This is a genomic window from Aminobacterium sp. (assembly GCF_034926885.1).
Classification (GTDB): Bacteria; Synergistota; Synergistia; order Synergistales; family Aminobacteriaceae; genus Aminobacterium.
Map to the genome: position 1 here is coordinate 63,678 of NZ_JAYFQR010000004.1, position 13,471 is coordinate 77,148.

12 protein-coding genes and 1 tRNA gene are annotated in these 13,471 nt (G+C 43.6%); 10 read left to right on the forward strand and 3 right to left on the reverse strand.

All coding sequences use genetic code 11. The annotated features are described in order from the left end of the window. Position 1: 1 nt before the first annotated feature. From VB083_RS02885 to VB083_RS02930, 10 genes are all read left to right on the forward strand, one after another. A complete protein-coding gene (locus VB083_RS02885) occupies positions 2 to 3,067 on the forward strand; it encodes a hypothetical protein (protein WP_323401723.1) in 3,066 nt (1,021 codons plus the stop codon). Next, positions 3,028 to 3,456 carry an NlpC/P60 family protein gene (locus VB083_RS02890; RefSeq protein ID WP_213692102.1) on the forward strand — a complete coding sequence of 143 codons (429 nt, stop codon included), beginning with the start codon at positions 3,028 to 3,030 and terminating at the stop codon, positions 3,454 to 3,456. The genes VB083_RS02885 and VB083_RS02890 overlap by 40 nt, the downstream gene beginning before the upstream one ends. After that, positions 3,447 to 5,621, forward strand: coding sequence for a phage tail protein (locus tag VB083_RS02895; RefSeq protein WP_323401724.1), 2,175 nt, complete (start codon positions 3,447 to 3,449; stop codon positions 5,619 to 5,621). The genes VB083_RS02890 and VB083_RS02895 overlap by 10 nt, the downstream gene beginning before the upstream one ends. 4 nt (positions 5,622 to 5,625) lie before the next feature. Then, positions 5,626 to 6,189 (forward strand): hypothetical protein, encoded by a 564-nt coding sequence (locus VB083_RS02900; RefSeq protein ID WP_323401725.1) that lies wholly within the window; start codon positions 5,626 to 5,628, stop codon positions 6,187 to 6,189. After that, the gene (locus tag VB083_RS02905; RefSeq protein ID WP_323401726.1) at positions 6,189 to 6,536 is read left to right on the forward strand and encodes a hypothetical protein; all 348 of its coding nucleotides are present in this window, start codon (positions 6,189 to 6,191) and stop codon (positions 6,534 to 6,536) included. Before VB083_RS02900 ends, VB083_RS02905 begins: the two co-directional genes overlap by 1 nt. Before the next feature lie 12 nt (positions 6,537 to 6,548). Next, a complete protein-coding gene (locus tag VB083_RS02910; RefSeq protein ID WP_323401727.1) occupies positions 6,549 to 7,109 on the forward strand; it encodes an N-acetylmuramoyl-L-alanine amidase in 561 nt (186 codons plus the stop codon). A gap of 5 nt (positions 7,110 to 7,114) precedes the next feature. Next, positions 7,115 to 7,357 carry a hypothetical protein gene (locus VB083_RS02915; protein WP_213690226.1) on the forward strand — a complete coding sequence of 81 codons (243 nt, stop codon included), beginning with the start codon at positions 7,115 to 7,117 and terminating at the stop codon, positions 7,355 to 7,357. Between the two features lie 5 nt (positions 7,358 to 7,362). Continuing rightward, on the forward strand, positions 7,363 to 7,602 hold the full coding sequence (locus tag VB083_RS02920) for a hypothetical protein (protein ID WP_213690225.1): 240 nt from the start codon (positions 7,363 to 7,365) through the stop codon (positions 7,600 to 7,602). Then, entirely contained in the window at positions 7,569 to 7,925 is a 357-nt protein-coding gene (locus VB083_RS02925) for a hypothetical protein (RefSeq protein ID WP_213690224.1), read from the forward strand. Before VB083_RS02920 ends, VB083_RS02925 begins: the two co-directional genes overlap by 34 nt. A gap of 285 nt (positions 7,926 to 8,210) precedes the next feature. After that, positions 8,211 to 8,348, forward strand: coding sequence for a hypothetical protein (locus VB083_RS02930; protein WP_213690223.1), 138 nt, complete (start codon positions 8,211 to 8,213; stop codon positions 8,346 to 8,348). Positions 8,349 to 8,438: 90 nt separating this feature from the next. On the opposite strand, the gene VB083_RS02935 is transcribed toward VB083_RS02930, so the two are convergent. From VB083_RS02935 to nifJ, 3 genes are all read right to left on the reverse strand, one after another. Continuing rightward, positions 8,439 to 9,383 (reverse strand): site-specific integrase, encoded by a 945-nt coding sequence (locus VB083_RS02935; RefSeq protein ID WP_323401728.1) that lies wholly within the window; start codon positions 9,381 to 9,383, stop codon positions 8,439 to 8,441. 170 nt (positions 9,384 to 9,553) lie between these two features. Beyond that, positions 9,554 to 9,631, reverse strand: a tRNA-Pro gene (locus tag VB083_RS02940). Positions 9,632 to 9,764: 133 nt separating this feature from the next. Next, positions 9,765 to 13,322, reverse strand: a complete 3,558-nt coding sequence (nifJ, locus tag VB083_RS02945; protein ID WP_323401729.1) for a pyruvate:ferredoxin (flavodoxin) oxidoreductase — start codon at positions 13,320 to 13,322, stop codon at positions 9,765 to 9,767. Positions 13,323 to 13,471 lie beyond the last annotated feature (149 nt).

Below are 13,471 nucleotides of genomic sequence, written 5' to 3' on the forward strand. Positions count from 1 at the left end.
AATGGCCCGTGGAAATGAATTCAATGATGAAGTAGTTGATATTCTCAGTGGTTCAGGGCTAAGAATAGCAGAAACGCTTGAAATCCATGATGGGGGAAGTACATGGTGGAATCTGATAAATCATTCGCAGGAGATTGGCGCTAAAGTGCCTCTTGAATCGAAAAAGTCTTCTGGCGGAGGAGCAATAGAGCCGGGGCAAATCAATCTTTCTCAATATGCACTGAAAGAAGACATAATATTGGGGCGCTACAAAATGATTATGGGAATGGATGAAAATAATCAGGAGATCTATATTCGCTTTACATTGGGTGCAGAAACGACAGTAGATGGTTCTTCCATTTTGCCGTCAAATAAAATCAACGCTTATGTTTATGATTCAAATTTGTCTCTGAAGAAATATGTTTCCATAGAAAATGACGGGACCTTTAAATACGGGAAGCGATCAATACTTGAAGATTTTTTTATTTGGGACAATGTTGGAAAGAGAGCTTTTCTGGGTGGAGTTGCCTATGGTGAGAGCGGCTATAGTAACTTTTGTTTTGTGTATAACTATAACGACAATACGTTAATGAATTATACTTCGTATTCTCATAACTACTCAACATTGGAAAGCTCTTATTGGTCTCCTGAAAATCCAGACAGAATCATTATGTTGCATGAAGATACGGAGAACGGCGTTATATTATATAAATACATCCCTGAAGCGGGGGAATCTAATGGATATGTTATTAGCAATTTGACGTATGGCTCTGGAGAAAGTGTGCAGATAGCATTGACTGCTGGGTACAAATCCAGGCAGATTTTTGCGTTTTTTTCGTCTGCGCTGAAAACCCTTGGGGTTGTCTGGATTGATAGCGCTTCTGGAAAATTCTATTACGCGCTTGAGAACGAAAACTGGTCTACCCTTCATGAAATAACGGGATTAAGCGGTCATGAATATGATCTCGTAAAAGCAGGAACTATCCCGGTCTCTCAAATTGGAGAGTTTCTTGCTATATATGCGGATAAAAGATTAGTTTCTAAAGTGATTGTCAGACCTGAGGGTTTTGCGTATGCGGCTAATTCAACACTTTGTGGAGCAGGGCTGATAAGTACAGGTGTCAAGGCTAGGGTTTTTACTCGTTCGGGTGATCAGTGGGTTGCTCATAGCGTGACTTTGGGGAATATGGAAATTTCAGGATCAAGCAGTACCGCTATTACATTATGGGATTCTACGCCAGGGTATGGAATAGCTAATTTATTCTACGAAACAGAAGAAAGGGAATTATGGCAGATAGGACAAAGGTTGCTATGTGTTGAAAAATCGACAGATACCATTCTATGGGGATGGGATGAATGGAAAGTTACTCGTTTTACTAAAAGCAGCATGTCGTTTGGAGTTTTGTGGAAAGTAGGAGACCACTGCTTGTTTTGTCATTTATCAAGCAGTGGGGGACCTAGTTTTGAACCCTATCTTATCCCTTTGGCTTCTCTTGTTGAGGCAAACACTAAAGAGGATGTTAACGTTCTGTTAAACGCTTTGCCGAGTTCTTTTGGAAACGTACCAAGGATCACTCCATCAAGAAGCCTCTACTGGGCGCAATCATTTATGAACGATGGCAGATATCTTCACCCTGACCATAGAACGATTATTGAAGATAATACATATTTCTATGTCCATATACAGACAAATAAAGAACAACTGAAATCATATGGTACAGATTATATCCAACAGGCAAATATCCGAATAAGGAAGTCTAATCTTCACACAGATATGGTCGCCATTTCTCATTATACGAATCCCAATTATTGGGGAAGCGCTGATCCTCATTTTGTTGACGACTCGGGCATCCCTCATATCGATATAACAGGATTGAATTCTGAGTCGGATAACCTTGTATGGGTTTTTGGTACTGAAAATAATATGGCTACAGCAAATAGGGCTGGCGATCGATATGGAATTTTCGACGTGAATGGATCTGTTCAGGCTGCTATAGAGAGAAGATATGGTTATCTTAAGGGGGAAGCTTCAAGCAACAGAGCTTATCTGTATGGTTGTTCAGATGGGTTGCCCGGGAAACATCGTGTAATGGGAGAGTTTTACTATTCACCTTCGAATGGACGAAGAAATGTTTTAGCTCAGGCTTCTTTTTTGGCGGATTCCTCCGTTGGAGTAAACTATGACACTGTCTATTCTTACAGGGAACATCCATTTACGAAAACATATGGAATTATTTTCGATCCTTTGAAACGCAAAATATACCACATTTCTGATGTGATAGATGGGGATGTAAAATCTACTGTTTTGTCTATGGACAGTTTGAGTGATTTTAAATTTTTAGCGTGCAATTTAAATGATGTTTCGGATCAATATGAGATTAAATACGACAACAGTTATTTGGGTGTTCATTTCCCAGACCACCAGCCAGACCCCAAAGGGAAAAGGACTGTCGCTATCGAATTTTACGGTCCATTTTCTATTTTTAGTGACACTTTAGGATACGGCCATGTCTTTAAAACTGCAGAAATAGGAGAAGAAATTCCAATGCAAGGAGGCGGTGACGAAGGATCTGGCAGCATAGAAATTGTTATGGGTGACAAAATCTATTTCCCGTATCCTTTTAAACGGGAAAAAGTTTCTGTTGAGCTTGCTAATCTTCAAAAAACTGTAAAGGTCGCGCTCCCTGATACTCAGGACGATCAGATTCTTCAACTGGTAGCGTCAGGAAAGGATTTTCGGGGGCATCGTTGTATCGTAAGACGGCTTTTCATTGATGCAGATTTGAATAAATATGGTTCCTCCATTGTGCTTATGGATGGATATATACAAGATTGGTCCTATAGAAGGAAGGACAGAACTATCCTTTTTAGCATAGCCCATACGGTTATTGATCTGTCTGCACCTTTCCCGAGGCGAATCATGAGCATGCTCTGTTCCCATCGTTTCAAGGGAAAGCGTTGCCAGTATGCAGGAGCCAGTGTTTTATGCCCTAAAACGTTGTCTGCATGTGAGACGTTAGGGAACACAATTCATTATGGTGGTTTTCCATGGGTAGCCGCAAGGCAGAGACGGGTGATGTTCCGATGAAAATACCTAAACCAAACAGGGAAGAAATTGTGCAAAGGGCGCTCTCGCTTGTGGGAGCGCCCTCTTCTTTCCCGAGGTCTGAAAAATCAAGAGATTGTATGGATCTTGCTCTTTTTGCATATGACTATCAAATGAAACGGCCTGATAACAACGAGAACCCATTTTTAGCCCGGTCTTCTATGGTGAAAGAATTTTTGAGAGAGAGCCGATGGAAACTAGTAGAAGCCCCCTTGCCGGGCGATGCACTCTTCTTCCTCGTGTCTACAGGATGGCATTTTGGTATCTATGTTGGAAATGATCGTTTTGTCCATGCGGGAAACGGAGCTTTTACGACCAGTCTTCTTTCGAGATGGCGCAGATATTTGCGGGGGTGTTATTCATGGCGTTAGCGGCTTTGGGAGGTTCTCTCTTTGGATGGCTGTTTATAGGAGTTGCCATATACGCATATCTTGCCTATTCCGATTATTCCGTTACACAACCAGAGCAGGCGGCATTTTCTGACCCGGGAATAGGGGGCGGACCATGGCAGCCCCCTGTCTCTTCGCAAACGCCTGTTCCTGTGGTTTTCGGAAAAGCGAGAGTTCCTATCCCTATAGCACATTACAGACTTGAAGGCGATCAGTACAGAGATATGTGGCTTGTCGCTTGTGCGGGAGAAGACTGGAGTTCCTTATGGCCAGCTTCAAATGAAGAACCTGGCTATAAAACCGAGGTTGGCGATATATGGGTTAATGATTACAAACTATCAGAACTTCCTGCCTATACGAATCAAGCAGGACAATTTGACCGAACTCATACATGGGCACGTCTCCATGAACATGGGACAGGAATTTCCCTGGCATGGAGTTCGAAAGGCAAACATGCCTTCGTAAAGAAGGTTGAAGTAGGAAATACTGAAGAGACATACCCGCTTCAGGTTGCGCATGATGCTGGCGTGGGTGGAGGGACAGTTCATCTGAAAATAAGGCTCATCCATCAGTTTCAAGCGGGAGGAACTCGTCAGCGTTTCAATTTGAGAGTTTTTTATACTAATGAGGGAGGAAGTTCATGGACTCTCAGGAGTGATTCGTCTGAGACCTTTTACCATAAAACGCAGACTGTCCAAGCCGGGAAAGATACTGAAACTGTCGAGGTTGCCGGAACATCCGACAGTACCTATGAAATGGATATGCCTACTCAGGGCACGTTCAAAGTTTCCCTTGAACTTGTCTCAGCAACAAATAATGGCTGCATTTATCTGGATTCAGTGGAGCTGTCTGATAGCTCACTCCAAAGTGAAATAGTGTCCAGCTATGGTTCTTCTCTAGTTGTTATTCGTCTCTTAGATAAAACGGGGGACATTGGGAGGCCCCAGTTGTCTGCAATGGTTACAGGAGGCCCTTCTAACCCTGCCCTGGCCCTTTTGTGGATTTTGACAAATGGAGAATTGGGGATAGGAGGAAATCTCTCAGATGGTTCGGTTTATGCAGGGCGACATATTGATGAAACATCATTTATCCTTGCGGCAGACAAATGCGATCAGTATGGATATGTTTTTAACAGGGGGTTCTATTCTTTAAGCGACTATGAAAACGTGATCCCTGAAATATGTGCCTGTGGACGTCTTCAGCTTGCTGAATGGAACGGATGGATAACTTGTATTTTTGATGAAGAAGTGCCTTCAGAAGACGTTCGAGTTATAAATCTCAGTAACGATACGGCTGGGGATGTTGAATATGGTGCTGTTTCCTTGGCCAGAGTTCCAAATTCTTTCAAGATAAAATATGTCGATCCTCAAATGGACTATACGGGGCAAGATCTCACTTATGATGACATAGAGAAACAACAGGTAACCGGAGTGGTCAATGAGCAAAATATCGGGCTTTTTGGAGTTACAGACCAGAATAAGGCTTGGGAACTTGGTTGGTATCACGCCAAGTGGGCTCAGTCGGATATGTGGATACATATTCCCTTAGCCCCAAGGCTCTGGGACTTGGCCCCGGGAAGTGTTATCAAGGTAACGGATGATTCAGATCCTTTTATCAACGGCAAAGAATTTAAAGTTGTTTCTATTGAGGAAGGCGATAATTATTCTTATCTTCTTCGCGGTGTCGGGTATGTTCGGGGAGCCTATACGCCTCCGGAATGGAATGAATGGCATCCGGATATTTTCCTTGAAACGCCTGGCATAGGTTCGTCTCAATACGATGCCCCATCTGGAGGTGTTGTATTTTCGGATGTTATTGCTGAACCAACCATAAATGGGACAACCAGAATAACAGTATATCTTTCAGGAATTCCTGATAATGCGGAAAACGTAAAACTTTACAGGAGTTATGACAATAATGGATATTCTCTTATCTCTGAAATAACTCCATCTGGTAGTACAGCGTCATTTCAATACCTGGAGCAAGGGCAATGGACGTGGGTTTATTTTAAGGCAATAGTTCAGGCAAACGACAAAACAACACCCCTTGATGGGGCTCCCATGACTCAGACCTATGTTGTCGGAACGGTTGAAAGCCTTCCAGGATATGGACTGGGCAACTACGGGTATCAGCCGTATGGAGGGTGATTTTATGAAAAAAATACCGGTTTACTTAGGAGGATATTGTTCCATAGGGAAAAATGCATTAGCGGTAAGACTATCACAAATTCTTAATGAAAAAGGGTTTCTTTCACGTCCTATACAAGATCCTGCTGATGTAGTTTTTAGAAAATACTTTGGAATAACATTGCCGAGGTCTCTTGCCGCTAGAATATTTGTTTCTCAGCCTCATGAGTTTTTCAAAGCGAGCATGGACTATCTTGAAACTTTCGAAGCGGCGGCAAAAGAAGAAAAACTTGCTATTGTGGCCGAATCACCATCTTTAGCGTTTTCCCATGCGTTATTCTTTGGAGTGTCTGTTTATTGGTCCACCGAAGAAAAGGAGCTATTCTGGCAAAAATCAATGAGACTGTTGAGAAAAGGCGTACATTTTCTTGTTCAGGGGTGGTGTCATACGAAAGAAAACACCTTACGGTGGGAAATGCAGCGTCTATTTTTAAAGGGACGGACAAATGTCAAAATAATCGGTCCATATAGCTCTTATCAAGAGATTCAGGAAAAAGGCTTGAAGGACATACTGGAGGTGATTCTCTGATGGCAGTTCCTGCTACTCCTCATTATGGCTTAAACCTTCCCGATGCCGGAACCATAAACTGGGATACATATATCAACCCGAATTTTACGGTTATAGACGAGGAACTTCACACAGCAGCCGGTGAACGTGCGTCGGCTAATGAGAGCATATCCGTTATTAATGTTGCTCTGGGCAACAAAGCGGATAAGGCTTCTGGAATTGGCGGGACTATCACCGCAATCACAGCTATCCAGTATGACAGTGCCAACTCTAAATACCAGGTCAAAACGCAGCAGGTAACTGTTACGGATGGCGTCATAACTGCAATTGGTTTGGAAAGCTCTTGGACGGACATACCTGTAGTATAGGGAAGTGATTCAATGTTAAAGAGAATATGTATTGACCCAGGACACGGCGGCAAAGACCCGGGGGCCATTGGTCCGGGTGAGAAAAAAGAGAAGATAATAGTACTTGCAGTAGCTAAAAAACTTGAAAAATTGCTTCAGGGAATACATAAAGTCCTCCTTACACGCCGGGGGGACTTTTTTGTTGGGTTGAACGACAGAGCTATTATGGCTAACGCCTTCAATGCGGATCTCTTTTTGTCGCTTCATTGCAACGGATCAGCTTCCGCACGGGCAAGTGGTTTTGAGGTATGGACGAGCCGTGGAAAAACAAGGGCTGATGATGTCGCTACGAGTATATCGAAAGCGTGGGCGGAAGCATTCCCTGATGTAGTGATCCGTGGAGACTGGAGCGATGGAGATATTGATAAGGAGTCCAATTTTTGTGTGCTTAGAAGGACATCTATGCCAGCAGTTCTTATCGAACTGGATTTTATTACGAATTCAAAAATGGAGACGCTCCTTTCAAATGCTGCGTATCAGGACTTAATGGCAGTTGCACTCTTTAGAGGAATAGAGGCAGCTTTCAAGGAGTGAGCGGTATGACTGGAGAAGACAAAATCCTTCTTGAAATCAGGGACAGAACTATAAGGATAGAACAGCGACTCGATGACAGAGATAGGCAATGCCAACTTCATGCCAATGCTATAGCTACCCTGGATGGTCGTGTAGATAGTATCGAAAGACAATTGTCAGGACTTCGTTCCTGGATTGCTTCCGCCGGACTGATTGGTGGCATTGTAGGATGGGTAGCCCATTCAGTATTGCCGCGGCTAGGGAAGTGAAGCTGATGTTAACTCAAATTGCAAGATGGCCACTGAGAAAACCCTTGGCTGTATTTGCGGCATTGCTCGTAGGCGGATCTGTTTTGTTTTGCCTAGTTACTGGCAGAGATGTCCCACCGAATATGGCAACATTGCTTCAATGGTTTGGCGGCATTACCTTGGCTGCTTACTATACGTCGTCAAGCTTTGAGGCCGCTAAGGGAGTGGAGAAATGGGAACATTCTTCAGAAAACATGAAGCGCTGATTGTAATAGTTGGAGTTTTAGTTGTCATGGCGGCAACAGCTTTTCTTATCTGGACGTTTCCTTTCGGATCATCACCTTCAGTTGGGATTGAGGCTCAGAAAACAGACACGATGACATCGGACTTGTTTAAAAAAATAGAAGATTTGTCTGGAAAATTGAAAGCTATAGATAGCAAAGTCAGGCGAGAGGAGAAGGATCTTTATGAAAAAACGAAAAGGGCTATTCGCTCATTGCCTCCTGACGCTGTTGCTGATGGCCTTAACGATGAACTCAACCTGTTTCGCGGATTGGAAACATGTTCCTCAAGGATGGGTCACCCCTGAAGCAGGTTATTGGGGTGCGGAACAAGACGGGAGAGATACTCTGGCCGCGTTGCAAACATACAGGCAGCAGAAGGAAGCGTGGAGAAACGCCTATGACTCCTTAAGGGGAGATATCCTCATTTATAAAGAAGACACAGGGCAAAAGCTGAAGGAGCTAGAGGAACAAATAAACAAGGAGCGTAGAGTCAGAGAGACAGAATTACAGAGGAGCAGGACAAATAGTTTTATTTGGATGCTGCTTTCATTTGGCGCGGGTTATGCAATATCACAATAGGAGGGATTTATATGGAAGGAAGAACAGTTGCCGATGTAGTTGGGAACGGCGGTGCTATGGTTGGGCTTGTCTTAGTCCTTTTATCGATGGGAAGCGTCATATTCAAAAATCGTAAAGGACGGTGGCCATGGGATAAAAAAGCTAAATAAACGACCCTTCAGAATCGCTCTCAGCAGGCTGTCTTTATCGCAAAGCTATAAATCATCGTCTTCAAAAGATAGCCTGCTGATTTTTCTTTCCTAAATCCGTCCCAAACGTTTACGTTTTGGGAAGAGATTGTTAATAGGGCTTGCTTTGGCATGAGTTTTTTGTATATCCTCGTCTGCAAGAGCAAGATATTTTTGAGTCATAGTCAGATTGGCATGACCCATTTCATGGGAAAGAGTCATAACATCGCCGCCATTTCTCAAAAACTGTATGGCGTGTTGATGACGTAAGTCATAGGCAGAAAAACGTTTTACTCCCGCTTTTTTAGCATATCTGTCCAATTGCCGAGTCCATTCTCGGGTTTCCCAAGGTTCACCATAACTGCTACAGAAAACAGGTGTAGAAACATCCCACTCGGGAGGGCGGACATCTATAAGTTTTTTAACTAGTTCTGCAGTTGGCATGGAAAAGAAAACAACCCGGTTTCGCCTCGTTTTTGCTGTAGTGCCTCTAATGGCACATCGACACAAGCTTGTATCGATATCTTCCACCTTCAATTGCAAAGCCTCGCTTGGACGTATCCCCGAATCAAGACTTAAAAAGAAAAGAGCCTTATCGCGAAGTCCCGTAAATTTAGTAGTGTCCATTACTGCAACCATGGCTTGAAGTGTTTCTAGCGAATGATCAACCATTCTGGGTTCTTCATGGCGAAATTTTAATCCATCGGTAGGATTTGAAGCGAGACCCCCTTCTGAGACACAGTATGCAAAAAAAGGGCGCAAAGTCTTTAAACGGACATTGTAAGTAGAAGGGGCTATTCCATCCTGAGCTAAATAATTTAATAAACAGTCTCGACATGAGTCACCCCAAGCTTTCTCACCATATCTTCTGTAGAAAGCCCTTACATTTTCAACATATCCTTCAATTGTTTTCGGAGCGTACTGTTGGGCTTTCTTTAAAGTGACAAAACGAGATAGAGCTTCTTCCCAGTTTTTTGGCGGCACTTGCTTAATGTCAACAATGGATACTTTTCTCATGACATCATCTCCTAAAAATGTCAGTATACATAAGAGAGAAAACACCCGAATGGAGACCACCTGCCAAAGCTTTTTGAAGGGTAATTTTTTTGAGGTAAAGAAGATTAGAAAAAAGTTAAAAGCAACAAAAAAAGGGACACCTACTAGATTCAGCGTCCCTTGTATATCCATGGTCGGGACGAGAGGATTCGAACCTCCGACCACCTGCACCCCATGCAGGTGCGCTAGCCAGGCTGCGCTACGTCCCGATGACTTGGGTATTTTACCTAATATACCAGACTAGGTCAAGCTTTATAAAGGTCTTTCTATTATACATTCTTAGTCTTTTCAATAAAAAAGAGCTGCCCCTTTCGGAGCAGCTCTTTAGCATCTTAAAATATCTTATGCTTCAGTTTTAACTGCTTCTTTGCCCATCTCGGCAAGCTGCTTATATGTTTCGTATCTTTCTTTAGCGTCAGCAGCTGCTTTCTCAAAGAGCTGATCAGCAATCTCTGGGAAGGATTTCATCAAAGAAGAGTACCGTACTTCGCTCATAAGGAATTCCTGGAAATCAGCCTTTGGCTCCTTGGAATCGAGAACGAAGGGGTTCTTTCCTTCGTCTTTGAGCAATGGGTTATAACGGTACAGGTGCCAGTAACCTGCTTCAACAGCTTTCTTTTCCTGAGCTTGAGATTTGCCCATACCGACCTTAATACCATGGTTGATACAAGGAGCGTAGGCTATAATCAAAGATGGGCCCTTGTAGGCTTCAGCTTCAGTTACAGCCTTCATCAACTGGTTTTTGTCAGCGCCCATGGCTACCTGAGCAACGTACACGTATCCATAGGTCATGGCAATACGGCCAAGGTCCTTTTTCTTAACTCTCTTTCCGGAAGCAGCGAACTTAGCAACAGCTGCTGTCGGAGTAGATTTTGAAGACTGACCACCAGTATTCGAATAAACTTCTGTATCAAATACAAATACGTTGACATCTTCACCAGAAGCAAGAACATGGTCAAGTCCGCCGAAACCGATGTCGTATGCCCAGCCGTCTCCACCGAATATCCAGACAGATTTCTTGACAAGGTAGTCTTTTTTGTCTGCGATCTCAGCAAGAAGTTTGTTAGCATCTTCGTTGCCAAGGTCTTTGCCGAGAATAGCGTAGATTTTTTCGGCAGCGACTTTAGACTTATCACCATCATCCTTGTTTTCAAGCCACTCTTCAAAGACAGCCTTGACGTCGGCACAAATGTCGAGATCAAGCAATTTGCGTACAGCTTCTGTAAGTCCCTTCACGGAGTTCTTCACTGAGAGGTACATGCCGTAGCCATACTCAGCGTTATCCTCAAAGAGGGAGTTGGCCCATGCAGGACCCTGGCCCTTGGCATTTGTTGTATAAGGCATGCTAGGAGCAGATCCACCCCAAATGGAAGAACAACCAGTTGCGTTAGCGATGATCATGCGATCACCATAAAGCTGAGTAACTAATTTGGCATATGGTGTCTCTCCGCATCCTGCACAAGCGCCAGAGAACTCGAACAGTGGCTGGGCAAACTGACTGCCTTTCACTGTATTCTTATTTGTAAGGTCAGATTTATCAGAGACAGTAACAGCAAAATCCCAGTTGGGAACTTCTGCGTCTGTCTGAGACGTAAGAGGTTTCATTTCAAGAGCACTTACAGGGCAGATATCAGCACAGTTTCCGCAGCCGAGGCAGTCAAGTGTATCGACCTGCATACGGAATGCGAGCCCTGCAAACTCCTTGCCTTTCGCATCAACTGTAGCAAAGGTCTCAGGAGCGTTTTTCTTGTCTTCTTCATTGAGAAGCACAGGGCGAATAGCTGCGTGAGGGCAGACCATAGCGCACTGGTTGCACTGAATACATTTATCCTTAAGCCACTCTGGAACGTTTACAGCTACACCGCGTTTCTCATATGCGGATGTTCCTGAAGGGAAGCTACCATCTTCGCGGCCAACAAAAGCGCTCACGGGAAGTTTATCGCCTTCCTGGCGGTTGATAACGTCGCAAACGTTCTTAATGAAATCTGGTCTATCTGCGTCATTATTTTCACAGCAGCACTCGTCTTTAGCTTCTTTCCAGCTTGCAGGGATGTCTATCTTGACGAGAGCGCCTACACCCGCATCTACAGCTTTATAGTTCATTTCGACGATCTTTTCGCCTTTTCGGCCGTAGGTCTTCTTAATAGCTTCCTTCATGTACTTCACGGCGTCTTCAATTGGAATGACATTGGCCAATTTGAAGAAAGCGGACTGCATGATCATATTGATTCTGTTTCCGAGTCCGATTTCGATACCAAGGTCGACACCATTCAATACGTAGAACTCAATCTCGTTCTCTGCAAGATAGCGTTTCATACTGGCAGGAAGATGTTTCTCAAGATCTTCTACTGTTGTCCACTGGGTATTAAGAAGGAACTTTCCGCCTTTTTTAAGCCCTGCAAGAACATCGTACAAATGGACATATTCCTGTTTGTGGCAGGCTATAAAATCAGCTGCCTCAATAAGATATGTTGAGCGAATTGGCTTCTTACCGAAACGAAGGTGAGAAATGGTTACGCCACCTGATTTTTTAGAGTCGTAAGCGAAATATCCCTGTGCATACATATCAGTATTATCGCCAATGATTTTAATGGAGTTCTTATTGGCACCAACAGTTCCATCAGAGCCGAGACCCCAGAATTTGCAACGAATTGTTCCTTCAGGAGCAGCGTTGATATTTTCTTTTATTTCAAGTGAAGTGTGGGTAACATCGTCTACGATACCAACTGTGAAGTGGTTCTTGGGTTCTTCAGCTTTAAGATTGTCAAAAACAGCCTTAATCTGAGAAGGAGTTGTATCTTTTGAACCAAGACCATAGCGGCCACCAACGATAACGGGTTTTTCGTCTTTATCATAGAACAATGTACGAACATCTTCATAAAGAGGCTCGCCAAGTGCGCCCTGCTCTTTAGTTCTATCAAGAACAGCAATTTTCTTTGCTGTTGTCGGAAGAACGTTAAAGAAATATTTTGCAGAGAATGGGCGATAAAGGTGAACTTCAATGATTCCGACTTTTTCGCCTTTAGCGTTGAGATAGTCAACAGCTTCTTCTGCGGCCTGGCAGGCAGACCCCATAAGAATTACAACACGCTCGGCATCAGGAGCACCATAATAGTTGAAAGGATGATACTCTCTTCCTGTAACTTTGGTGATCTCATTCATATATTCTTCGACGATATCAGGAAGATCTGTGTAGAAACGGTTTGCTGCTTCTTTTGCCTGGAAGTATATATCAGGGTTCTGAGCAGTACCTTTCTGGTAGGGGTGCTCAGGATTCAGTCCACGATCTTTAAATCGTTTTACTGCATCCCAATCAACAAGTTTTGCCAAATCATCATAATCCATCAACTCGATTTTCTGAATTTCGTGAGAAGTTCTGAAACCATCGAAGAAGTTGACGAAAGGAATACTTGATTTGATAGACGCAAGGTGTGCTACACCTGTAAGATCCATAACTTCCTGTACGCTTCCAGAAGCGAGGAAGCCAAAACCGGTAGCTCTGCATGCTGTTACGTCGCTGTGGTCTCCAAAAATGGAGAGAGCGTGACCGGCTACTGCACGAGCAGAAACATCAAAAACTCCTGGAAGAAGTTCTCCAGCAATTTTATACATGTTGGGAAGCATGAGTAAGAGTCCCTGGGATGCTGTGAAAGTTGTTGTCAGGGAACCTGCAGAAAGAGAACCGTGTACGGCTCCAGAAGCACCTGCCTCTGATTGAAGTTCAACTACATCAACAGTTCTGCCAAAAATATTTTTCAGTCCATGGGCTGCCCACTCATCAATTACCTCTGCCATTGGAGACGAAGGTGTGATGGGATAGATAGCAGCAACCTCTGTGAACGCGTAGGAAACATGCGCCGCTGCGGTGTTTCCATCCATCGTTTTCCATTGCTTAGCCATTCATGTACCCCCTCTGTATTTTTTCAATAGAGAGCATTATGACCTCTGATTGAATCCAAAGCAATGCTCTCCTACTGAAATATAATAATAATTAAGTGCGAAAAAAGAAACAGCTATATTTAAAGGTGAAATATTTGCAAGATATGAAC

Excerpts from the sequence above, each read along its gene's own strand:
- VB083_RS02930 (WP_213690223.1), top strand. The coding sequence starts at position 8,211 with ATGGAAGGAAGAACAGTTGCCGATGTAGTTGGGAACGGCGGTGCTATG.
- VB083_RS02895 (WP_323401724.1), top strand. The coding sequence starts at position 3,447 with ATGGCGTTAGCGGCTTTGGGAGGTTCTCTCTTTGGATGGCTGTTTATA.
- VB083_RS02935 (WP_323401728.1), bottom strand. The coding sequence starts at position 9,383 with ATGAGAAAAGTATCCATTGTTGACATTAAGCAAGTGCCGCCAAAAAAC.
- VB083_RS02890 (WP_213692102.1), top strand. The coding sequence starts at position 3,028 with ATGGGTAGCCGCAAGGCAGAGACGGGTGATGTTCCGATGAAAATACCT.
- VB083_RS02900 (WP_323401725.1), top strand. The coding sequence starts at position 5,626 with ATGAAAAAAATACCGGTTTACTTAGGAGGATATTGTTCCATAGGGAAA.
- VB083_RS02915 (WP_213690226.1), top strand. The coding sequence starts at position 7,115 with ATGACTGGAGAAGACAAAATCCTTCTTGAAATCAGGGACAGAACTATA.
- nifJ (WP_323401729.1), bottom strand. The coding sequence starts at position 13,322 with ATGGCTAAGCAATGGAAAACGATGGATGGAAACACCGCAGCGGCGCAT.
- VB083_RS02910 (WP_323401727.1), top strand. The coding sequence starts at position 6,549 with ATGTTAAAGAGAATATGTATTGACCCAGGACACGGCGGCAAAGACCCG.
- VB083_RS02885 (WP_323401723.1), top strand. The coding sequence starts at position 2 with ATGGCCCGTGGAAATGAATTCAATGATGAAGTAGTTGATATTCTCAGT.
- VB083_RS02920 (WP_213690225.1), top strand. The coding sequence starts at position 7,363 with ATGTTAACTCAAATTGCAAGATGGCCACTGAGAAAACCCTTGGCTGTA.
- VB083_RS02925 (WP_213690224.1), top strand. The coding sequence starts at position 7,569 with ATGGGAACATTCTTCAGAAAACATGAAGCGCTGATTGTAATAGTTGGA.
- VB083_RS02905 (WP_323401726.1), top strand. The coding sequence starts at position 6,189 with ATGGCAGTTCCTGCTACTCCTCATTATGGCTTAAACCTTCCCGATGCC.